14 protein-coding genes and 1 pseudogene are annotated in these 22,549 nt (G+C 56.8%); 5 read left to right on the top strand and 10 right to left on the bottom strand.

From position 1 onward, the window contains the following. A partial coding sequence (locus AC13FW_RS14595; protein ID WP_482989560.1) for an integrase core domain-containing protein occupies positions 1-144 on the top strand: 144 nt, incomplete at its 5' end. Positions 145-259: 115 nt separating this feature from the next. Here the strand turns inward: AC13FW_RS14595 and AC13FW_RS14590 are convergent. The 5 genes and pseudogenes from AC13FW_RS14590 to AC13FW_RS14570 form a co-directional block, all read right to left on the bottom strand. Further along, complete coding sequence (locus AC13FW_RS14590) at positions 260-9,598, bottom strand: calcium-binding protein (protein ID WP_482989556.1); 9,339 nt, start codon at positions 9,596-9,598, stop codon at positions 260-262. Positions 9,599-9,805: 207 nt separating this feature from the next. Then, positions 9,806-10,489: a hypothetical protein gene (locus AC13FW_RS14585; RefSeq protein WP_303747727.1), complete on the bottom strand. Its 684-nt coding sequence runs from the start codon at positions 10,487-10,489 to the stop codon at positions 9,806-9,808. Between the two features lie 103 nt (positions 10,490-10,592). Beyond that, positions 10,593-12,014, bottom strand: coding sequence for an HlyD family type I secretion periplasmic adaptor subunit (locus AC13FW_RS14580; protein WP_482989555.1), 1,422 nt, complete (start codon positions 12,012-12,014; stop codon positions 10,593-10,595). Continuing rightward, positions 12,011-14,188 (bottom strand): type I secretion system permease/ATPase, encoded by a 2,178-nt coding sequence (locus AC13FW_RS14575; protein ID WP_303747729.1) that lies wholly within the window; start codon positions 14,186-14,188, stop codon positions 12,011-12,013. The genes AC13FW_RS14580 and AC13FW_RS14575 overlap by 4 nt, the downstream gene beginning before the upstream one ends. 276 nt (positions 14,189-14,464) lie before the next feature. Further along, positions 14,465-15,495, bottom strand: a pseudogene (locus AC13FW_RS14570) (IS3 family transposase); the annotation flags it as partial. Positions 15,496-16,060: 565 nt separating this feature from the next. Between AC13FW_RS14570 and AC13FW_RS14565 the strand changes: the two are divergent. The 4 genes from AC13FW_RS14565 (at position 16,061) to AC13FW_RS14550 (ending at position 19,143) form a co-directional block, all read left to right on the top strand. Continuing rightward, the gene (locus tag AC13FW_RS14565) at positions 16,061-16,924 is read left to right on the top strand and encodes a hypothetical protein (RefSeq protein WP_482989554.1); all 864 of its coding nucleotides are present in this window, start codon (positions 16,061-16,063) and stop codon (positions 16,922-16,924) included. Positions 16,925-16,997: 73 nt separating this feature from the next. Then, positions 16,998-17,372 carry a helix-turn-helix transcriptional regulator gene (locus AC13FW_RS14560; RefSeq protein WP_482989553.1) on the top strand — a complete coding sequence of 125 codons (375 nt, stop codon included), beginning with the start codon at positions 16,998-17,000 and terminating at the stop codon, positions 17,370-17,372. Positions 17,373-17,383: 11 nt separating this feature from the next. Then, positions 17,384-17,677, top strand: coding sequence for a hypothetical protein (locus tag AC13FW_RS14555; RefSeq protein ID WP_482989552.1), 294 nt, complete (start codon positions 17,384-17,386; stop codon positions 17,675-17,677). Continuing rightward, positions 17,677-19,143: a YfjI family protein gene (locus tag AC13FW_RS14550; RefSeq protein ID WP_482989551.1), complete on the top strand. Its 1,467-nt coding sequence runs from the start codon at positions 17,677-17,679 to the stop codon at positions 19,141-19,143. Before AC13FW_RS14555 ends, AC13FW_RS14550 begins: the two co-directional genes overlap by 1 nt. 187 nt (positions 19,144-19,330) lie before the next feature. On the opposite strand, the gene AC13FW_RS14545 is transcribed toward AC13FW_RS14550, so the two are convergent. The 5 genes from AC13FW_RS14545 to AC13FW_RS14525 form a co-directional block, all read right to left on the bottom strand. After that, positions 19,331-20,056, bottom strand: coding sequence for a MobA/MobL family protein (locus tag AC13FW_RS14545; protein WP_482989559.1), 726 nt, complete (start codon positions 20,054-20,056; stop codon positions 19,331-19,333). A 242-nt stretch (positions 20,057-20,298) separates the two neighbouring features. Continuing rightward, positions 20,299-20,922 carry a hypothetical protein gene (locus AC13FW_RS14540; RefSeq protein ID WP_482989550.1) on the bottom strand — a complete coding sequence of 208 codons (624 nt, stop codon included), beginning with the start codon at positions 20,920-20,922 and terminating at the stop codon, positions 20,299-20,301. 95 nt (positions 20,923-21,017) lie between these two features. Continuing rightward, positions 21,018-21,944 carry a toxin-antitoxin system YwqK family antitoxin gene (locus tag AC13FW_RS14535; RefSeq protein WP_482989549.1) on the bottom strand — a complete coding sequence of 309 codons (927 nt, stop codon included), beginning with the start codon at positions 21,942-21,944 and terminating at the stop codon, positions 21,018-21,020. A 101-nt stretch (positions 21,945-22,045) separates the two neighbouring features. Continuing rightward, on the bottom strand, positions 22,046-22,294 hold the full coding sequence (locus AC13FW_RS14530) for a hypothetical protein (RefSeq protein ID WP_482989548.1): 249 nt from the start codon (positions 22,292-22,294) through the stop codon (positions 22,046-22,048). A gap of 23 nt (positions 22,295-22,317) precedes the next feature. Continuing rightward, positions 22,318-22,533, bottom strand: a complete 216-nt coding sequence (locus tag AC13FW_RS14525; RefSeq protein ID WP_062168854.1) for a hypothetical protein — start codon at positions 22,531-22,533, stop codon at positions 22,318-22,320. Positions 22,534-22,549 lie beyond the last annotated feature (16 nt).

The raw sequence follows: 22,549 nt of genomic DNA, 5'->3' as shown, positions 1-22,549 counted from the left end.
AACCTCGGAGAAGTACGCGAACAGGCGGAGCGGTGGCTGGCCGATTACAACACCGAGATACCTCACGACAGCCTCGGCGGGCTGACGCCCGCCGAATTCCGCCAGTACCACGAAACGGAAACCTCTATTTTAGCCTGGCATTGAAATGCGGGGAGTCGACAACAACTCGTCATTGATCTGACCAGAGCCATTATGAACAAAAGGCCCGAGCGTGACCCCGGGCCTTCTGTTTTCGAAAATGTACTATCTCCGCACCCGCTTACATCATCTGGAAGGTAGACACTCCCTGATGTCGATGAAGCAAGTGGAAAGATTGGTTCGCAGCGCCTTCGGTACCGAGGAATGCTGTCTCGGCGCTCGAAGTCTCCTGCCCGGATTGCGCAATGTCGCCATACCCCGCCATTGCATCAATCAACTGCTGTAGTTCACTAGATCGAGTGATGAACTGCTCGCGCATTACGGGCACTGGCATGTCCACATTCGCAGTCATACCCTGCCGATCCATTTCGAAAGGTATGAGCTGCTCGAACTGCTCCTCCGCATGCCAGGCCGCTTCGTCCCTCAGTCCTGGCAAGGTCGCCCAATCCGACTTCAATGGCAGCCAGGGCGTAACGGATGCCGGTAGATCCCTCCGATCCGAAGGATGACTCGGTGACGCCAAGTCCAAAAGCGAATGACCGTTTCTCCGAACACTCATGCCAAGCGAGGAGTTCACCACATCCTCATCGTCAACGATCAGCTGATGTAGGACATATCTCCATGCCTCACTCCCGCTCCGCTTCATGCGGCTCCCTTGTACTTCCATGCTGATAGGTACGCCCGTCACGCTGCCCATATCAGGCAATACCTTCATGACGGATACATCCGTCAGCGACATCGGGGCCATCATGGACTGTGCACTTGGCAAAGGCGTCAACAGTGCGTTGATGCTGGCTGCCGAGATGCCGTAGCCGTCGGCGGGCTGGACATAGTCGACTGCATAGGTGCCGCTGGCATCGAAGTGCTTGTGCACGCGCACCTGCTGGCCTGCATCGCCATCCACCATGATGACCAGATCATCGCCATCCTGATGGAAGCTCAAACGTGTGCGGTTGATGCTCTTGCTGGCTGAGTTGAACAACAACCAATCGGTGCCGCCGCCACTGTTATCAATGACGTCGGCACCACCGCCATAGACATACTTGTCGTCGCCAGCACCGCCGAACATCGTGTCATCGCCGTCCTCGCCCACCAGTGTGTCATTGCCGTTGCCACCCATGAGGATGTCGTTGCCGGAACCTGAGTAGCTGCCGTTGCCGCCGGACAGGTAATCGTCGCCATCCCCACCTACCAGCTTGTCGTCGCCTCCGAATCCGAACATCGTGTCGTTGCCCGCCATGCCCGTGATCAGGTCGCGACCGGAACTTCCCAGCAGTTGTTCACCATTTGCGGTGCCGGTGACGACGTTGGCGTAGTCATTGTCATTACCCTCATCTACGCCGTCGCCCGGGGTGCCGGTACCTGGGCCCGGATCACCACCGCCAGGCTCGCCACCTCCCGGATAACCAGATTGAGCCAATGCATTGATCGCGGCGGTGTTGAGCATGTTGCCACTGGATGGCTGGACGAAGTCCAGTGCCATATCACCTCCGAGGAAGTGATCGGTCACACGTACGAACCCGCTGGCATTACCATCCACCGTAATGACCAGGTCATCGCCATCACGGTAGAACGTCAAGTCATTGGCAGTGATCCCACTGTCGAAGAACACGCCATCGGTACCGCCACCAGTATTGTCGATGGTGTCCTGGCCACCGCCGTACACGTAGTTGTCGTTGCCTGCCCCCCCGATCAGGGCGTTGACGCCATCCTCGCCAACCAGCGTATCCGCACCAGCCCCACCTTCCAGACGATCATCGCCCGAACCAGAGCCGCTGCCATTGCCACCGGACAGGTAATCATTGCCATCGCCGCCCTGCAGAGTGTCGTTCCCACCCATGCCGAACAACTGGTCATTACCAGCCAGCCCCTTGATCAGGTCCTTGCCGGAGCTGCCCACCAATTGCTCCGCAGCAGACGTACCCTCGATGACTTGATCATACTCGCCACCAGTACTCCCCCCTGCCACAAGCTGGTTGATTTGAGCCGTGGTGAGGTAGAAGCCGCCATCCGGCTGCACGTAGTCGATTGCTGAATTGCCACCGAGGAAGTGATCAAGCACGCGAACTGCCGGCGTCGAGGCAGCATCAATGAAGATGACCAGATCATCCCCATCACGACCAAAGGACAGCCGCTCCCGCGTAATACCATTGGTGAAGAAAACACCGTCAAAGCCACCATCACTGTTGTCGATGACATCGCTGCCTGACGTGGCATCGAAGATGTATTTGTCATCGCCCGTGCCACCTATCAAGGTGTCATTATCGCCGCCACCCACTAGCGTGTCGTTACCTGCACCGCCGTTAATCAAGTTGGCCGCGCTATTGCCAGCGATGTAATTATCAAGTGCATTGCCAGTGCCGCTGATGGCAACACTGCCGGTGAGGAACAGGTTCTCCAGGTTTTCCGACAACACATACGAGGCCGATGCCTGCACCTGATCCGTACCGGCGTTGGCCGCTTCGACGATCACGTCATCGGCATGGTTGACGATATAGTTGTCATCGCCTGTTCCACCCTCCATGTGGTCGACGCCTGCACCACCATCGAGATAGTCATTGCCCACACCGCCGTACAGCGTGTCGACACCGTTGCCACCGAACAGATTGTCGTCTCCATCCAGACCGTACAACGTGTCGTCACCGTCCCAGCCACCCAGGCTATTATTGCCCGCGTTGCCGGTGATGACGTTGTTCAACGCGTTGCCGTTGCCGGTGGTCACGCCGCTGCCCAGAATCAGATTCTCAACGTTACCCTCCAGCACCAGATTGGTCTCGAACACGCGCTCGATCGTGTCAATGCCTTCGTCTGCGTACTCGTGCACGCTGTCTTCGGCAGACACGGCCACGTAGTAGTCATCGCCCGCACCGCCATACATCACATCGGCCCCAGCACCACCTTCGATGCGGTTGTAGCCGGCGTTGCCCCGAATCAGGTTCTCGCCCGCATTGCCGGTTGCATTGAGATCCGCTGTGCCAAGTAGCGTCAGATTCTCCAGGGTCTCGCCCAAGGTGTAACTGATGCTGGATTCCACCGTATCGGTGCCTTCATTGGCCAGCTCAACAACCACATCCCCCACATTGTCCACCACGTAGGTGTCATCGCCCGAGCCGCCGATCAAGTTGTCGGCACCCGCCCCACCATCCAATCGGTTACCGTGCTGGTTGCCGGTCAAGGTCTGGCTGCCGGCACCGGCGACGCCTTCATAGGCATAGTCCACCAATATCAAGTTCTCGATGTTGTCCGACAACGTGTAGCTGTACGCGCTGGACTGCACCGTATCCGTGCCTTCCCCGGCCAGTTCGATCACTACGTCCGCACTGTCGTCCACGCGGTAGAGGTCATCACCCGAACCGCCGACCAACTGGTCTATGCCGAAACTGCCATCGAGCACATCATTGCCTGCGCCGCCGTCCAGTAGATCAGCCCCCTCGCCTCCATTCAGCACGTCATTGCCGTTGCCGCCTTGCAGCCAATCTTCACCGGCACCGCCCATGAGCGTGTCGTTGCCATCCAATCCCTGCAAGTGGTTATTGCCAGCATTGCCTGTAAGCGTATTGTCCAAGGCATTGCCGGTCGCGTTGATGTCTGCAGTTCCGGTCAGCTCAATCTTCTCGACGTGGTCGGGCAGGGCGAAACTGACGCTGCTGCGCACCAGGTCAATGCCGCCATCAGCCACTTCCCCCACCACGTCGCCGGCGTCATCGACCACATAGATGTCGTCGCCGGCACCACCGGAAAGCTGGTCGGCACCGGTACCGCCATCGAGCAAGTCATTGCCCTGGGCACCGATCAGGATGTCGTCGCCGTCCTGACCGTACAGCGCATCATCGCCCACGCCGCCATCCAGCATGTCTGCCCCGCTACCGGCCCGGATGGTGTCATTGCCAGCCTGCCCATTGATGGTGTTGTCCAGCGTATTGCCGTCGATCACGTCATCCAGCAAGGTGCCCAGCAATGTTTTTGCATCAACGGCTGCTGCATCCAATACCCATGGCGCCCCATCACCAATGTCGATGACCAAGCCGCGCAAGGCCAACTGGGTGTTCGCATCGAAGAAGCTGACCAAACGAATCTGGTCAGTCGAAGACCCCACGAAGCACAACAGCAACGCCGTACCATCACGACGTAAGTAAACATCGCCTGCCGGCACGCCCGACAGATGAATCGTGCTCAGGCCGTGGGTGTCATTGAGGATGTCCTGACCATCGCCAGCCGCGAAGTGGTAGTGGTCATCGCCCTCACCACCTTCAAGTTGGTCGTTGCCCAGCCCGCCGATCAAATTGTCATCACCGGCACCGCCTCGCAGGATGTCGCTGCCAACACCGCCATCCAGCACGTCGTCACCCTCATCACCTTGAAGCGTGTCGATGCCAACACCACCGCTGATCGTGTCATTGCCTAAGCCGCCGAAGATCGTGTCGTTGCCATCCTGACCTTGCAAGGTGTCGTTGCCAGCATTGCCATCCAGGGTGTCGTCGCCCTCGCCACCGATGATGGTATCGTCGCTGGCATAACCCAAAAGCGTGTCTTTTCCTGAGGTTGGCAACAGCACCAGCGCCTTGACCGCTTCCACATCCCAAACCGTATCGTCGGCAAAGCGGACTTGGTCAAGCTGGTAATTTCCAGCGGCATCGTTTGCAAAGTAACTGGTAACCGTGACCTTGTCTTCGCTACCCGTAAAAGTCAGCACCAAATCGTCGTTGATTCGGCGTGCGAACACGTCTGCCGGCAGGATGCCTTGTCCGAATTGCAACACATCGACACGACCATCACCGGCATCGTAGTTGCCGATGGTGTCTCGACCATCCCCCACATTGAAGAGGTAGGTATCCGAGCCGATGCCGCCGTTGAGGTTGTCATTGCCCGCGCCGCCGTGAAGCACGTCATCTCCGGCATCGCCCTTGAGCGTATCGTCACCTTCACTGCCCAACAGCGAATCATTTCCTTCTCCACCGGACAGTGTGTCGTTGCCGGCTTCACCCTTCAGCACATCGTTGCCGGCATTGCCGGAAATGGTGTCATTGCCCGCGCCACCAGCAATCACGTCATCCGAAGCATAGCCTTGCAATGTGTCATTGCCGCTGGTGGGTGCCATCACCAATGCCTTGATGGCACTCACGTCCCAGACTGTATCGGGCACTCCGGCAAACCGGATTTCATCAAGCTGATAACCGCCCGCGGCATCCGAGATGAAGTAATTGGAGATCGTCACCTTGTCATCAGTGCCATTGATCGTCAGCACCAAATGGTTGTTGATGCGCCGAACCGTGACGTTGGCTGGATCGATGGTCTGGCCAAACAAAAGCACATCGACGCGACCATCACCGACATCGTAGTTGCCGATGGTGTCCTGGCCATCACCAGCATTGAAAAGATACGTGTCCGAACCGGCACCGCCGCTCAGATTGTCGTTACCCACACCACCGTGAAGCGCATCATCACCGGCATCACCATTGAGCGAATCATCGCCTTCTCCGCCTAGCAGCGAATCATTTCCGTCTCCACCAGACAGTATGTCGTTGCCGGATTCACCTTCCAGCACATCATTGCCGGCGTTGCCGTAAATGGTGTCACTGCCCACGCCACCGGCAATTACGTCATCGGATGCATACCCTTGCAAGGTGTCGTTGCCGCTAGTGGAGACCAGTACCAGTGTCTTGATGGTATTCAAGTCCCAGACCGTACCGAGCGCTCCAGCGAACCGGATTTCGTCAAGCTGATAGCCGCCCGCGGCATCCGAGTTGAAGTAATTGGAGATCGTCACCTTGTCATCGGTGCCATTGATCGTCAGCACCAGATGATTATTGATACGCCGAACCGTGACATTAGCTGGGTCGACGTTTGGGCCGAACAAAAGCACATCAACCCGGCCATTACCGGAATCGTAATTGTTGATCGTGTCCTGTCCATCACCCACGTCGAAAAGGTAGGTATCCGAGCCAGTACCGCCATCCAGTGCATCGTTGCCCGCACCACCTGTCAGCACGTCATTGCCGCCGTTACCATAAAGCGTGTCGTTTCCGCCTGCGCCGGTCAGGGTGTCGTTGATCTCGTAGCCGTAAATCTTGTCGGCCCCTTCGGTCGGCACCTGTACCAGGGCCTTAACCAGCTCGATATTCCAGGCCGTGCCATCGGCGAACCGGACTTCTTCAAGCCTGTAATGGCTGGCCGCATCCTGTAAGAAGTAATTGGATATCGTTATCTTGTCATCGGTGCCATTGATGGTCAGCACCAGACTCTGGCCATCACGTCGGGCCAGAACGTTTTCTGGCTCGATACCCACGCCGAACTCAATGGCATCCACGCGGCTGGCAGAGGCGTCGTAGTTCTGGATAGTGTCTTGGCCATCACCAAGGTTGAATACGTAAATATCCGACCCTTCTCCGCCATCCAACGTGTCGTTGCCCAAGCCACCAATGAGACGGTCATTACCACCATAGCCGTACACCGTGTCGTTGCCAGCAAGCGCAGCGATGGTGTCATCGCTGGCATACCCATACAGGTTATCCGCGTTTTCCGTGGGTACCAGCACCGCCGCTTTGATGTCCGCCACGTTCCACGCTGTGCCGTCGGCGAACCGGATTTCGTCCAACTGGTAACCGCCGCCGGCGTCGCCATTGAAGTAATTGCTGATCGTCACCTTGTCGTTACTGCCGGCAAACGTCAGCACCAGATTCGTGCCTGAGCGGCGCACGGTGACGTTCGCTGCCTCGATGTCTTCGCCAAACTGCAACACATCGAAACGGCCGATGCTGGTATCGTAATTGTCGATTGTGTCCAGACCATCACCGGCATTGAAGACATAGGTGTCCGATCCGGCACCTCCGAACAAGCTATCGTTGCCGAGGCCGCCTTCTAAAATATCGTCACCGCCGTTTCCGAAAACATTGTCATTGCCCGCGAGCCCTGCCAGCGTGTCATTGCCAGCGTACCCATACAGATTGTCATTTCCTTCCGTTGGTATCTGCACCATCGGCTTGAGGACGTCGACCGTCCAAACGGTACCATCCGCGAAACGGATCTGATCGAGTTGATACCCGCCCGCACCATCGGATGTAAAGTAGTTGCTGACCGTAATCCGGTCAGTGGTCCCATTGATGGACAGGATCAGATTGTTGCTTAGGCGCGTCGCGGTAACGCCATTCGGGCTAATACCGTCACCTAGCAAAAGAACATCGAACCTGCCTGCGCTGACATCGTAGTTGTTGATCGTATCCTGACCGTCGCCCAGTTCGTAAACGTAGACGTCCGAGCCATCACCACCAGTCAGGTTGTCGTTACCCAATCCACCGATAAGACGGTCATCACCCGCCCCACCGTTGAGTGTGTCGGAGCCAAGACCGCCCAGGAGGATGTCTCGCCCGCTCTCACCTGAAAGTGAATCGTTGCCAGCATTACCTATCAATAGATCACCGCCAGCACCTCCTCGCAGGGCATTGCCACTCCCATTGCCCCACAGCACGTCATTTCCGCTGGTGCCAGTCAGGCTCCCCGTTGCCAGATCGATGCCCGCAAACGCCAGCGCCTGTAGTCCTTCGTGAGTCGTTACGGCATCGGAGATCCAGCTGGCGAGAACTTCGGCACCATTCCAGCCCGCCGAACCAAGAAGGTTTCCTCCATAACGATAGAGATCAACTAGGTCCTGGAGAGCCTCGCCCAAGTTAATCTGTCGCTTGCCGTTCAACATGGCAGTGAAAGCCGAAAAATCGACCTGCAGTTCACCATCGGCGAGCTGTAAATTAAGACTGTCCATATAGGCACCTAGTCGGGTACCCAGCACCAGTCTCGCATAGACGGACTCCTTGAGATCGGCATAAGCCTCCAACAGCGCACTGATCTGCTCCTGCTGGAGTACGATACTCATCATCTGTTCCGTGCTGCCACCTGCGTGAGCCACGGTCTTCCAGAGATAGGTATTACCGCCGGTAGATACACGATCGCTCTGGAAGCTGATAAGGCTGGAGCCGTTAAACTTCTCGATAATGGCAATAATGGGTGCCAGATCGGCGTGCTGCTGCTGCTTCCACGCTTCGACCGCCACTTCACCTTGATCGATTACAGTTGCTGGAATTGCGCCGTGGTAGTAAATAGTTCGCGCGACTGAGCCGGAGGCCTCCAGCACCTCCTCGCTGCTCTGCATAGTAGAAGTGCCAGCCCACAACGAAACGATCGTATCGAGTTGGTCCCGCATGGCATTGCGAGAAACCCCGATCTCCAATGCTTCAACTGCAGAGAGGAGGTTGCCAGACAGACTCCCAGCTTCCACCAAGTCGCGAACGGCCCCACTGCCCTTCAGGCCAGGAATCCGCTTAGCTTCATCTGTCACAGCTACGGGTTCCAGCGCCCCAGTGAAGTCGCTGAAAAAGTGGCTCATTGCCAGCAACAGATCACCCGCCAAACCAGTCGTACCATCTGCGCGGGTGAACGTTCCGCGGTTATCGACCACATTCCCATTGCCTAGGTCTAGATCGACCGTTGTGGAGGGCGTCAAGTTAATGGACGCGATGCCTAGTTGGTCAAGCGTGAATAGCTCTCCCGCTTGAGAAATGCCGTCCTGATTCAGATCCCTCCAAACCCGGACGTCAGCGAACTCAGAGTCGCCAGCGTCAAAGACGCCGTCTTCGTTACTGTCCAAGTCCGCCAGCGCAGCAAAACCTGAAGCGGCCTTACTATCGTCAGACAAAACGGTGTCTGCACCGAACAACTCACCACCGTTGTCTATCAATCCATTGCCGTTGCGATCGAGCACTAACATGCCGTCATCGCGAGCGATCCAACCCGTGCCGCTTCTTATTCCATCACCATCATGATCGAAGAGAATAGCCCCTGTTGCAGCTACGGTTTCGATGCCGTCCCCGTCCAGGTCCAGCACAAGCGGATCTCTGCGCGGAATGAACTTTTTTGCATTGTCGAACAAATCGCGAACCGAGTCGTATACGTCCTCGATGGTATCTCTTATCGAATCAGTTAACTCCCTAAGCTTTTCTAGTGCAGCTCGACGCACATCATCCAGCAAATCCAAAACTGCATCCGTGGCATACTTAATAACCTCCTGGGCCCACTCCCACCCTCGCTTCACGAATTCGGCAATCGTGTCATATATCGTCTCGGCCAGTGTCTGTGATGCCTCAACGAATCCAATGTCATCAAAAACATCGGAAGGAACGATTCTATCCGGATCCATATCTAGCGCATGTGGCCAATCATAATCCCCACCCGTTACTGTGCCGACAGATTGTGTAAAAACACCATCAAAAGCGGTCGAAGGTGGTAGCCCGTAAAATTCGACGGATTGTCGATAGCTACCTTCAATTTGTTCCGACGTGGGCCATCCACCAGTATTTTCCATTACCGTCAGGTAATTATTGAGATGCATCGACGCAACGCTATCGAAGTATTGGCTGTAAGCCGATTCGCCAGCGGTATTTTCCCAGTGCTGGCGGACCATCTCATTCATGAATTCCCCATAAAAATCAGAGGGCGCCCCAGTCACATTGGCTGCGTCGTCAGCGTATGTATCACCCCACTTCGACAGCTGCCGCCAAGCCTCCGCATAGTTTCCTTGCTGCTGAAGCGACCTCAAGGTACTCAGTTGCGCACTATTCAGATTGTGAGCCGGAATCGCCATGATCCATCCCCTATATGCAATGATTACTTTACGTGATCACTTGACCATAAAACTTTCAATTGACTTAGCGACATCATCATCTATCTCCCTCCACGACCTCAGATGAGAAATGGAAAAAACATACTCGACCTGCAAACCGCTATTGGTTACCGTCATGACGGTGCATGAAGGAGAGGGACCCCCTACCCGCGGACATTGCAACCTGAAATACTCGCCATCGCCCTCCTTGATATAGAGGTCAGCGCCCTTACTTTTGTCGCTCGCTCCTTGGTTATCCCAGTAGTGCGCAAGTCCATTCAGATCACTGGGAAGAAGGTCTAACCTATTCATACCCCTCATGCGCTGAACATACTCATCGCTTGGGTATAAGCTAATTCTTGGGCTTATTATTATTGATATCTTGTTGCCGTGCCCAAGCCGCTCAAACTCCGCCCGAACCGACTCATCATACGGCCTTACCCCCGGGATCAAACCAGTTATGGATATACCCCCCGCCTCAGTGAATTCATCCTTTGGATTTGGCCACCTATTTTTCCTCTTCAAGAAATCATCATAGTGATATCCGAGAGGAACCTCATATTTCTTTCCCGCAAGCATATACCTAACGGGCTCATTAAGGTTTACTTCTTCACTCATACGCCCCCCACAACCAGAAAGAAAAATTGAAATAGCGGCAACACTCTGCCACCAGATCGCTATGTTTAAGTAAGGAAATTTCACCAACTCTCCCGATTATCAATATTAGAAATACTAGATTTCGCCAATCCCACAGCTAAGCGGCAAGGAATTAGCTTGTAGCGAATAGCGCCTGCAACCGCTTCGCTCATCGTTCTCGCATTGCCTCAACACCATGCCGTTTTAGAGGACTAAGCAGGTAATCGATCACCCGCCGCTTGCCGGTCTTGATCTCCGCGCTCAGAGTCATGCCCGGCGTCAGCGTTGCTTCGACGCCGTCAATCACCAGACCCGCATCTGCCAGCTTGATCCGTGCCGGAAAGACTAGTCCAAGGTTTTCGTCCTGCGCGGCATCGTGTGAGACCGTTTCCACGATGCCTTCTAGATAGCCATAGCGGGTGTAAGGGAAGCTTTCCACCTTGAGTGTCACCGGTTGCCCCCGCTTGATGAAGCCAATGTCCTTATTCAATATCGTTGCCTCCACTTCCAGCGATTCCTGATTCGGTACTACCGCCATCAGAGCCTGAGCTGGCGTCACAACACCGCCTGCTGTGTGGATGACTAACTGCTGTACCGTGCCATCCACCGGTGCACGCAGGTTCATCAGTTGATCGCGCTGTTTGGCCTTAGCCACCTGAGGCGCGTACTGTTCAACCTGCTCACGGGCCTGTCGCAACCCATCGTGGGTCTGCTGCCGAGTGTCAGCTTCCAGCACACGCAACTCTTCGCGTGCACCCACCAAGGCAGAGCGAGTTTCCAGCAAAGTAGCCTTTTGGGCAGCCAGTGCTCGCTCTAACTCGACCATTTCCTGCTGACGGGCGAGGTATTCATGACGGCTGACGTATTGCCCACCCAGTAGTCGCTTTAAGTCGGCTACCCGCTCGCGCGAGATAGCCAGACTCTGCTCCATCGGTCCGATCTGTGAGCGTACGGTGTTGGCTTGTGCTTCACGCTGGGCTATGGCCGCAAGCAAGTTCTGGCGCCTTGCCTGATATTCGGCAAACTCACTGTTGGCCAAGTCCCCCGCTGCTCGCAAGCGCGGAGAAGGTACAGACGGGTCATCCGGTAGAACCGGCAGCATGCCGGTGTCCAGCGATTGCATCATGGCGGTTTGGCGCAATTCGGCCAGCTTTGCCGCAACCAGTGCATCGTCTGCCTGCTGGGCATCTGCACCGGTGGCCGTGGCATCCAGTTCGACCAGAACTTCCCCCCGTTTCACGACTTGACCGTCGCGGACCAAGATGCGGCGGACCACGGCTGTTTCCATCGACTGGATCACCTTGGTTCGCCCCCCCACGACAGTCTTGCCGGGGGCGACGGCCACCACGTCTACCTTGCCGATACATGCCCACAGCAGCGCAATACAAAAGAAGCTGGCAATGATGCGCAGAGTCCAGCGTGCCGCAGGGGAAACTGGGGTTTCCGTCAGTTCCAGGTGTGCTGGCAGAAAGGCGATTTCGTCCTGTGTGCGTGACGGTGAATCCAGTGACTTCCGCTCCGACCATACGGCACGAAAGATCGCGGTGTAACGTCGTAGGAAGTCCCCCGCGCCTTGCAAGACATGCCTCATGAAGCCGTACCTCCTTGTTGCAGGCGGTGCAGATGTGCGTAATAGCCATCGGGCCGCGCCAACAGGGCTTCATGGTTGCCGGCTTCGACGATCTCCCCCTTCTCCACCACCACGATGCGGTTGGCATGGCGCACGGTGGAGAGGCGATGGGCAATGATGAGCACCGTGCGTCCCTTGCAGATGGCGCGCATGTTGGACATGACCGCGTGTTCGGACTCGTAGTCCAACGCACTGGTCGCCTCATCGAAGATCAGAATACGGGGATCGGCGATAAGCGCACGGGCGATGGCGACACGTTGACGTTGGCCGCCGGAAAGCCCCGCACCATGCTCGCCCACCTTGGTGTCGTAGCCCTCGGGCAGTTCCATGATGAAATCGTGCGCACCGGCCAGCTTAGCGGCGCGAATAACCCGTTCCAACGGCATGCCCGGCTCGGCCAGCGCAATGTTCTCACGGACGGATCGGTTGAACAGGAAGTTCTCCTGCAACACCACGCCCAACTGGCGGCGCAGCCAGGCCGGATCGGCCACGGCTAGGTCCTGCCCGTCTACTAATACCCGGCCGCGCTCGGGGGCGTACAGCCGCTGCACCAACTTGGTTAGGGTGCTCTTGCCGGATCCGGAGCGACCAACGATGCCGATGACCTCACCCGCCTGAATGTCCAGATCAATGCTGCGCAGAATCTCGGGAGCATCGGGTCGGTACCGAAAAGTAACCCGCTCGAAAGTTACCCGCCCGTGGATGGGCGGCAATGCCAAACGACTCCCTGGAACTTCGGTCTTGGTGTTGAGGATGTCACCAAGGCGTTCTACCGAGATCCCCACTTGCTGAAAGTCCTGCCAGAGCTGTGCCAGCCGGATAATCGGTGCGGCGACTTGCCCTGACAGCATGTTGAAAGCGATCAACTGGCCAAGTGTTAGTTTGTTCTCGATGACCAGCTTGGCACCGAAGTACAGGATGGCGACACTGACCACCTTCTGGGTCAACTGCACGCCTTGCTGACCCAGTGTTGCGATCTTGGTGACGCGGAAGCTGGCGCCCACGTACCCGGCCAGTTGGTTGTCCCAGGTACGGATCATGCGCGGCGAAACCGCCGTGGCCTTGACCGTGCCGATACCACTGACCGTTTCCACCAGGAAAGCTTGGTTGTCGGCACCGCGTGCGAACTTCTCGTCCAGGCGCTTACGCAGTACTGGCGTGATGCCGCCGGAGATTAGTGCATAGACGGGGAGAGACAGCACCACGACCAAGGTCAGCCAGCCGCTGTACCAGAACATCACCGCAAGGAAGACCACAGTGAACAGCAGGTCAAGCACCGAGGTCAGTGCCTGCCCGGTCAAGAACTGGCGGATGTTCTCCAACTCGCGCACGCGGGCGATGGTGTCGCCTACACGCCGCGATTCGAAGTAGGCCAACGGTAGGTTGAGCACATGGCGGAACAAGCGCGCGCCCAACTCCACATCGATCTTGCTGGTGGTGTGGGCGAACACATACGTACGCAGGCCATTCATCACCACGTCGAACACTGCCATTGCGATCAGACCGATGGCGATGACGTGCAAGGTAGTCATCGCGTGATGCACCAGCACCTTGTCCATCACCACCTGGTAGAACAACGGCGTGACCAGCGCGAAAAGCTGTATGAACAGTGAGACGACGAAAACCTCGGTCAACAGCTTGCGGTACTTGACCACAGCCGGGACGAACCAAGTGAAATCGAACTTGGCCAGCTCCCCGAGCACTGACGCGCGCGAGGCAACCTGCAACAGACGCCCGGCATAGCGAGCTTCGAACTCGTCACGCGTCAACGCTTTTGGACGGCGTTCGACCAGATCGTGGATCAGTATCTGCGTGCCATCGTGCGAGACTTTGGCCACCACGAAGGGCGGTTCTTCCTCCATGCCCCACGCGAGTGCCGGGAGGTTGGTGCTCCCGATACGGGAAGCCGGGTGAAGATGGAATTTGGCCTTTAAGCCAAGCTGTTTGGCCGCCAGCAGCAGGGTGCTCTCGTCGAACGCCTCACCGCCGCGGCCAAAATCATGGGTTAACTGCTGCTCGTCGGCCGCTATACCGTGGAACTGTGCCAGCAGCACCAGTCCACGCAGACCATAGTCAGGCTGTGGCCCATGCAGCGGCAGAGGCACGACCACATTGGGCGAACCATCGACATCCATGTCTTGCTTCCCAGCCCAATCAGGACAATGAAGATGTCGAATCTATACCTTGGACGAAAGACAAGCACAAGTCGAAGAATTGGCAGACACGTCATGGGTAGCGCGAAGAAACTATGTAACCCCATGAAATAGAAACAAAAGTGAGACATCTCTATCCGTGATGAGTATCACGCATGGAAGACTCACCACTGTGGCTAGCCGCCGATTACCGGTGCATTTCGAATTGGAGAACCCGGCGCTACACGGCTCAGAGGAATTCACTTGAGGCTCGTGTTTCAGGGCGAATTCCTCCGGGGTTTTCCATCCTAGTGCACTGTGGGGACGTTCCTCGTTATAGAAGCGCCGCCACCCTTCGATCTTGCTCCGCGCGTCGGCCAGTGACAAGAACCAATGCTCATTCAGGCATTCCTGCCGAAGCCGGCCGTTGAAGCTTTCTACAAGCGCGTTGTCTGTCGGCGTGCCGCGTCGTGAAAAATCCAGCTCGACGGCGTTCTCATATGCCCAACGATCCATTACCTTTCCGGCGAACTCGCTACCGTTGTCTACCTTTATTACGCCTGGCGATCCTCGCTGGGCTGCGAGCCTTGTCATTGCCTCGGCTACCTGTTCGCCACGTAGCGACTGATCCACGACGATGGCCAGACACTCGTGCGTGAAATGATCAACCACGGTCAGCATCCGGAAACGGCGACCGTCAAACAGTGCGTCGCTGACGAAGTCCATCCCCCAAAGTGCATTGGGAGCAACAGCTACTTTTATCGGCTGACGCCGGCGTGCACTTCTACTGCGCTGAGGCCGGCAATGCCTTAAAGAAAGGCCTTCCTCCTTGTAAATCCGGTGGATCCGTTTGTGATTGTCAAGCCAGCCTTCTCGGCGCAGAACCACGAACACGCGCTCGCAACCGTAGTGCACCCGAGTTGAGGTGATCTCACGCATACGCATTCGTACCGCCTGGCTGTCCCTTGCCTTGCCCTTGTACGAATAGCTGAAATACGACTTCGTCACCATCTGCAATGTCCGTCGCATGCTGACCCCAAAGCGCTCTTGTAACCGCCCAACCCAGGTTCGTCACTGGGTAGGCCTCAGTGCTTTTTTGGCGACCAACTCCTGCAACATGGCCTTTCCTCTTCCAGCAGCCTTAAACGTTTCAACTATGAAGGCCCAAGCCCGCCGTACTTCTTCCGCCATACGTAGAAGGTGGCCTCGGAAATACCCGGCCTCCTGCGGATCTCGCCCACTGCCGTTCCCAGCTCCGCCTGCTTCAGCGCGTAGGCAATTTGCTCCTCGGTGAAGCGCGACTTCTTCATGCCTGAATCCTCGTTCGTCACGGGGCCCAATGCTGCCGACGTCTCTACCTTAGCCTGCCCCAGTTTTCTGGGGGTGGGTCAACTGCTCCACTGACTCCTATGAAGCCGATAATGCTGGCCCGGCATAATGAGCACTTGTCGTGTCTGTTCAAGCAACGACTTTCCACCAAATCTGCGGTGCCTTCAACATGAAGTCATTGCACCGAAACTCCGACACATGGGGCAGAGCCGCAACAGTCGTCGATAACTAGAGCAAGAATAGTGGCACCGTCAATCCCCAATAATGACGAGCTTTCAGTGGCGTCCTAGTCGCTACATTAGGACCCGAATCAGCGCGAAGGCCGCGCTGATGCACCGACTGCGCATATCAGTACAGAGCAGTAATTCAGTCAAGGAAGAGTCTATGCCAATAAAAGACCTAGAGAGCACCCTTTCCCCCAAGACATCGGCCGCTTGGCGAATGTACCCCTCGGACCAACCACTGGTTCCAACATCACCGAGGCCATGCAACCGTCATCCAACTGGAACCTATGACAGCGGCGAAAGACTGCCCACGACCGCCCTGTTGTTCGAGCGCTTACTCGCCAGAATCCGAAGCGCGCATGAGAACAGAAAATTCGATCCTTGCCCTTTCTCAGAGCTATGGGAAAGAGCATGCAAGCAGCTAACGAAGCACGGCAACGCTACCGACCATGCAAACTGGAAGGTCCGGAAGATCCTCAAGAACTCTAAAGCGTTCGCCGACCTCGATAACCAGATCGCTGAGGCATGGGCGGGCGTTCAGCTCTCCCGTATCGAAGGAGAAGGGGCATACTACAGACAAGTCGCGTACTCGAAGTTGCAGCACCTTCAACTACAGCGCGACACGCTCAAGCCCAAAGCCACCATCGATGTGGACGATGCGCTTGAGATTGCCATCGCCTTCTGGATTGAAGCAAGGAATGCCTACAACGCTTCGGATGAAGCTCGGGCACTACACGCGCTTCTAGAGGGAAACTTCTACCTCGGTACGACCTACTCGCCAATCACCGAAGCAGAAGCACAGCGGGCAAGAGGCAAAAAGGGAATAGACACTGCTCCTAGAGATGCAATCGTCGCCATAGCAGTGGAAGTAGTCAATTCCTACAAAGTCTCCAGAAATATCAGTATTGCCGATGAGTTATGCGCCGTCATCGCGGATCTGATCGCGCTCGATCCTAAGTACTCCGAAGCAGTTGCTGCTTACAAGAACTGGAACAATAAAGGCAGCGCCGCCGCTACATCCGTGAGCGAACGCATGCACAACATGCTCATGGCGCTGACAAAGAAGAAGCAAGGCATTCGAGAGAGTTCCGGGTTCAGGAAGGCATTCAAAGAGCTACATGAGCGGACCAAAACATACGGCCTATCAGATAGTAAGAATCAAGTAAAGAACCCCGCCGGCGGGTAAATTCTCGAAATTGGCACTAAAGGTCATTCTCCCTGCACCCCGCAAAACACCGCGGTCAACCAAGGAGAAACCCGTGTTGCACAACGCTACAACTGCTACTAGCAGCTGCCCCGCCGCTTCCCGTACTAAGGAAGCCAACCTCGCCGCAGCCAGCGCCAACACGCTGCCTATCAGCAGCGAAACCATCGAACGTCTGGAGGCCATCCTCCAGACGTTCCAGCGCAGCCCTGTGCTGGACCAGGCGATCCGCCTGCCCGAGGTGCTGTCGATCGTCGGCCTGTCCAAGAGCACCTGGTATGCCCGCCTCAATGCGCGCCTGCCGGCGTACGACGCCCGCGCTCCGAAGCCTTTCAAGCTCGGCACCTCCGACCGTTCGCCTACTGCGTGGTGGCGCTCGGAAGTTATGGCTTATGTCTTGGCCTGCGCTGCCGCGCAGCCGGCACGGTAAGGGGAAGGCAGATGAATTCCGACAACAATACCGTCATGCATGCCGACGACCGCCTGCTGGACCAGGCCAGCCGCTGCACGGATGCACTCAAGGCACTGCAGCCCAAGCAGCAGCATCAGAAAGCCCAGCTGTTTGCATTGCTGTACCCGACCATCGTGGAACTGCTGAACAAGCAGGTGAGCCAGAAGGCAATCTTGGAGGTGCTGGAGACCCAGGGCCTGAAGTTGCACCCCGCCCGTTTCAAGGAACTCATGGCAGCGCAGGCCGCCACCACCTCCACCTCCAGCACCGACAAGGCACTCTAATGAACAAGCGCATCCCCACCTTCGCGTTCCCGGTGAAAGAGTTTTACAAGCCGGTTGCACTGGCCATTGAGGAAACCATGGAGACCATCCAGGCACCGGATGCCCTGGTTGCAACGTCGTTCCTGACCGGCATGTCAATCGCATGCCAGTCCGACGTCGATGTCATGCTGCCTTATGGCGCAACAACGCCCTGTGCGCTTTATCTGGCGACTGTCGCGGAATCCGGCGAGCGCAAGACGGCCACGGACAAGCTGGTTATGAAGCCGATCTACGACTATGAATTGTCGTTCGCCAATGTGTACAAGGCCGCGATGGAGCAGTACGAAGTCGATCACGGCTTCTGGGAGATCGAGAGCAAGGCGATCAATCGCTTGATTACGAGCACCATCGCAAAGGATGGTGACACCACCGAGTTGCGCCAGCGCTTTGCCGTGCACAAGGCAGCCGAACCCGTGAAGCCTGAATGCACTCGCATCATTGTGCAGGACGCCACCGAGCGGGGCTTGATCAATGCGGTGCAGGGTGATGGCAAGTCCATCGCCATGCTTAGCGATGAGGGAGCAACGCTCCTGAAGAGCGGCGCGTTCCGCAACTCTGCAACCCTGAACAAGTTGTGGGATGCTCCTTCGCTGCTCATGCTGGACCGCGCTGACGAGGTAGTCCAGGTCACGGATCCGCGCTTGACGCTCAGCTTCATGATCCAGGAGGATCTGTTTCAGGATTTTCTGAAGATGAAGAACAGTACGGCACGGGCATCCGGGTTTCTTGCTCGCTTCGTGTTTTGCCATCCCGAGTCAACCCAGGGTTACCGTGCTGCCAAGGAGCTGACCGACGAGGAGCCGGCGCACGGCGCTAACGTGCTGGCCTTCCACAAGCGCATGACCGCGCTCTTAGAAGCTCGCGACCACCGCCATGCCGATGGCAACTACAGCAAGAAGGTGCTGCGTTTCTCGACCGATGCCAAGGCACTGTGGAAGGAGGTCTACGACATCATCGAACCGCAGCTCGCAGAGGGCCGCGCTTACCACAGCATCCGTGACGCTGCCTCGAAGACCATGGAGATCGCCAGCCGTATCGCTGGGATCTTCCATCACTTTGAGGGAATCGAAGGTGACGTGATCGAGCGCGCGACGCTGCAGCGTGCGATCAACGTCGCGCTCTTCTACCAGGAGGAGTTCGTTGAGAAGTTCGGCGACCACAATGATCTGCCGGAGGACGAGAAGGACGCCCGGTCCTTGATGGATCACATGCACAGGAAGTATTGGATCGGTGGTCGTAACTGGGCCTACCGCAATGAAGTTCGTAAGTGCGGGCCTGTTCGCCATCAGGCACGCTTTGCGGCCGCACTGGACCTGCTGGTCGAGGACAATGCTATTCGCGTGGTTCCTGAACGCCGCTACGGCCGCTCCGGCAAGCTGGTTATCGAGTTCAATCCGTCCGTCTTTGGTCGCCCTAACGCGCTCTGACCCCAGTCGTGCCCACAAGAAAGGCCGCTCCGAGAGGAGCGGCCTTTCTCTGTTCTGGTGACCACCAGAAGGGAGCGGCCCCGGCCTTTTTAGACCGGAAGCACATGCACACGATGCGACAATGCCCCAATTGGGGCGAAATCGCTCGGTTTTCAGGTTCATGGTCCGGCCTAGGTCAAAGCGCCCTTTACCCCCGCATGGCTTGCCGGGCATCCACGTAGGCCGACCGCTCGTTCTCCGACATGCCCCGGATACGGAACGCCCCCAGATGACGCTCCGCCCTGCGTCCAACCCCCTGTTCCTTCAATGTCCGGTGATCAACACGCTCCGTAATGCCATTGCGCTGCAAGTGTTCGTTAATGATGCTCGCAACCATTTGGCGAGTTTCAATCAAACTTTCACTTACCTGCACGCTCGTTCTGCCGCACGCATCCTTCCTGCATCCGCCTGTTTCAGGCCTATAGGAGTTGTACCTCCGGAACATCTGCGGGGCGGATCGTTGGAACCCATCCGGCATGCGATCTGACACCATCAGATGCAGGTGCATATTCATTCCTCCTTCGAGGGACGCCTCGGGTGCATGCACCGCGTACTCGTAGGTCTTCGTTCCCGCCAGGAAGTGAATGAGATCCTGCACCGGCTCTCTCGACCGGCTGCCGACGAGCTCGTTTGGAAGCGCAACGATGAACTCCCTGTACGCGACACCATTCATGCGCTCATGTGCATCCGCTGCGGCCCAGAACGCTCGAGCACTTCCCTCTGCCCAAGAAGGTAGGTTCCCGCACCCTACGTCGACCAAGTCCTCCCGTGACCGATACCGTCCTTCGCGACAGATATAGGCGCTATGCCCTACGGCTCTGCCCTTGGCGCCAGTCTTTACCTCTAGATGAAATGTTGACACGGTGACCCTCATTGTCTGGAACGAAGAAAGGCCAGTGACGTTGGTCACTGGCCTCCATGGGGTGGCTTGAAAACTGCTCAGCCTGATGGATTTTGAGAAACGGTAAGTGCGCGCTCTGCATTCCCCCCTCCCTTCTATTGCATCTAGTGCATGTCGTTGGCTGAGGATTGTGTAAGTACTAGTGGCCGGCTTCTCTCATACCTTATGCACATAGGAGTAAGAAACTACTCATCACGCTCCGAGCATCAGTTGAATCAGTAGGCTGCACTGACAGGCTTAGCCTCAATCAACTTCCCTCTTTGAAGAACGTAGCTCACATTCTTCTCCACTGAGGGACAGCAGGTGGCATCGTCAGGTCCCTGTACTAGGATCTTCATCGCAACCGCTCCTTCTTGGACCCCGAAATCCTGAACGCCCTCACCGTACCCAGACACCGGCAGTGAGTCGGCATATGCCAATGCGCCAGCCTCTCTTACAAAGACAGCCAGATGCGTGGCGTAGGCGTTACCACCATTGGTCGCCTCCAGTACGAACAGCACGGCCTTGTCGCTGACACCGTCGCCATTGAGGTCACCTTCAGCGAACTTCCTCGCTTCTACGTTCTCATCCGCCTGATCGAAGATGAAAGCCTGCCGAGTCAGTGCTTCATTGATGATGCTCTCATCCGACGCAGCTACTGAGGGCTCTGCTGCGATCTGGGGCTCTGCCTGCGCTGGTGTGCAGCTGACGGCCTCCGCCTGTACAGCCGTCAAACCTGCCGGCACTTCGCATCCGGCCAGGTTGATGTCACCGGCCTGGGTGAGAGCCGCTTCCTTCTTGCAACCTACAAGCGCCAGTACAGCCAACATGGCTCCCACCAACATACCTACCTTCTTCATACCCTCTCCTGGAGTCGTTTTGGAAAAAACTAACCACCCGCATGGAGCGGGCGTGCATCAGCACGCCCGCTATCTGCTCTCACTACCGCGTCAGGTCACTTCCCCGATCCGTCGCAAACAATGCAATCCGGATCGAGGCTGCGTGCAATTTCTCGAGCTCTGACAGCTGCTTCTCGCTGGGCCGCTGTCTGCGGGCGGATTGCTTTGTATCGCTTCTCCGCCTCTGTAAGCAGAACTTCCTGCTTGGGCGTCAGAGTGAAATCATCACTTCCCGAAATTGAGCGATGGAGCGCCCACATTTCCGGTTCCGTCAGGTATTCCGTGCCGTCTTGGAGATAGTGGGTCTGTGAGACCAGCTTTCCGCCCTCGTACATGCCCCGCTCTGAGACAGCTCCGTTCTCTTCCCAGTAGGCCTCCCACAGCCCTACTGGCACGCTACCTTTGAAGTTGGCCTTTACCTTGACCTGGCCGTTGAGGTAGTAGCTGATCGCCTCTCCTTCCAGACCATTGTTCACAGCCGTCGCTTGGTAGGAGAGTTGCCCAGGCTTTTCGGCGAAGTAGATCTTGATCGGCCCTTCCACGCGGCCGTTCTGCATCGTCAGGATGACGCCAGGACTGCCTGTCTTCGTGTGGAACACTGTCTCCCCATCCAGACCACCGTCGGTCCGCTTGCCTTCGTAGGCGACGACCTGTGACTGCGGATAGCGGCAGGTGTACTGGCCACCTACCAATCCTTCTTCCACCTCCACATCGCAGACATAGTTCAAGTTGCCCAGCAGTGCGGTCATGCTGGTGGTCTGATTGGTGTTCAGGTTCTGAAGGATGGTCCTCAGAGAGCCCAAGAGCGGTTCTAGCTGCTTGTGCGGTACGCCGGTCACCCGTCCGTCGAATGGCTCGTTGGAGCCAGATTCGTAGATCTTTCCGTTACTCAGCTCTGCATTGCGCCAATCCAAGATTGGCTTGCTGCATCCACCAAGAAGAAGCGCAGCAAGCATGGCTGCAACGTAGTTGATACTTTTCATGGAATTCCTTGTCTGTATGGTCGGGCGGCCGGCATTCGGTCGTCAGAGGCAACGAGCGATACTGTCGGCGGCCTACTTCGTGGGCAGGACGTCAGGCGCTATCAGGGGTTCCGACACTGGCTCGCTGCCACGAACAGCTGCTCGGCGAAGTCGGACGGTGGGTAGCCCTGTCTGTTGATAGCCACCAGGCCCTGCTCGCCGTAGTGGTCCTGCAACTTGTCGATGGCGCATTTGCAGTTGGACTTCGGTGCGCCGCTGCTCATGCAGTTGTCTATGAACTGGCCTCGGACCTTGTCCAGCTCGCTGGTACAAGCGCACAGCGCCAGCGGAATGAGAGCAACGGTGAGCATCTTTCGGATTCTTGATCTCATGCTTATCGCCTCTTCACCAGGACGAGCAGGGCAAAGATCACCACGATCCAGACCACACCGCCGATCAGCTTTCCGAATGACGGGAAGACCACTACGGGCCAGACCAGGCCCTGCCCGAGGTTGTAGAAGAACCCCTTGTAGGCATAGCGCCCCCAGATATCGAAACATATGGCCGCGATCAGCACGGTCACGCCGTACAGGCCTATCAGGTACTTCATGTCATTCCCCTGTTGG

Source organism: Stenotrophomonas sp. 21LCFQ19, assembly GCF_056861425.1.
Note: the sequence above shows the minus strand (reverse complement) of the source record. Positions and strands in the feature narration are given on the sequence as shown.

What these genes read in the sequence shown, in the direction of transcription:
- AC13FW_RS14555 (WP_482989552.1), top strand. Translation starts at nt 17,384, where the DNA reads ATGAATTCCGACAACAATACCGTCATGCATGCCGACGACCGCCTGCTG.
- AC13FW_RS14590 (WP_482989556.1), bottom strand. Translation starts at nt 9,598, where the DNA reads ATGAATGAGATGGTCCGCCAGCACTGGGAAAATACCGCTGGCGAATCG.
- AC13FW_RS14530 (WP_482989548.1), bottom strand. Translation starts at nt 22,294, where the DNA reads ATGCTCACCGTTGCTCTCATTCCGCTGGCGCTGTGCGCTTGTACCAGC.
- AC13FW_RS14580 (WP_482989555.1), bottom strand. Translation starts at nt 12,014, where the DNA reads ATGAGGCATGTCTTGCAAGGCGCGGGGGACTTCCTACGACGTTACACC.
- AC13FW_RS14575 (WP_303747729.1), bottom strand. Translation starts at nt 14,188, where the DNA reads ATGGATGTCGATGGTTCGCCCAATGTGGTCGTGCCTCTGCCGCTGCAT.
- AC13FW_RS14525 (WP_062168854.1), bottom strand. Translation starts at nt 22,533, where the DNA reads ATGAAGTACCTGATAGGCCTGTACGGCGTGACCGTGCTGATCGCGGCC.
- AC13FW_RS14545 (WP_482989559.1), bottom strand. Translation starts at nt 20,056, where the DNA reads ATGAGGGTCACCGTGTCAACATTTCATCTAGAGGTAAAGACTGGCGCC.
- AC13FW_RS14550 (WP_482989551.1), top strand. Translation starts at nt 17,677, where the DNA reads ATGAACAAGCGCATCCCCACCTTCGCGTTCCCGGTGAAAGAGTTTTAC.
- AC13FW_RS14540 (WP_482989550.1), bottom strand. Translation starts at nt 20,922, where the DNA reads ATGAAGAAGGTAGGTATGTTGGTGGGAGCCATGTTGGCTGTACTGGCG.
- AC13FW_RS14535 (WP_482989549.1), bottom strand. Translation starts at nt 21,944, where the DNA reads ATGAAAAGTATCAACTACGTTGCAGCCATGCTTGCTGCGCTTCTTCTT.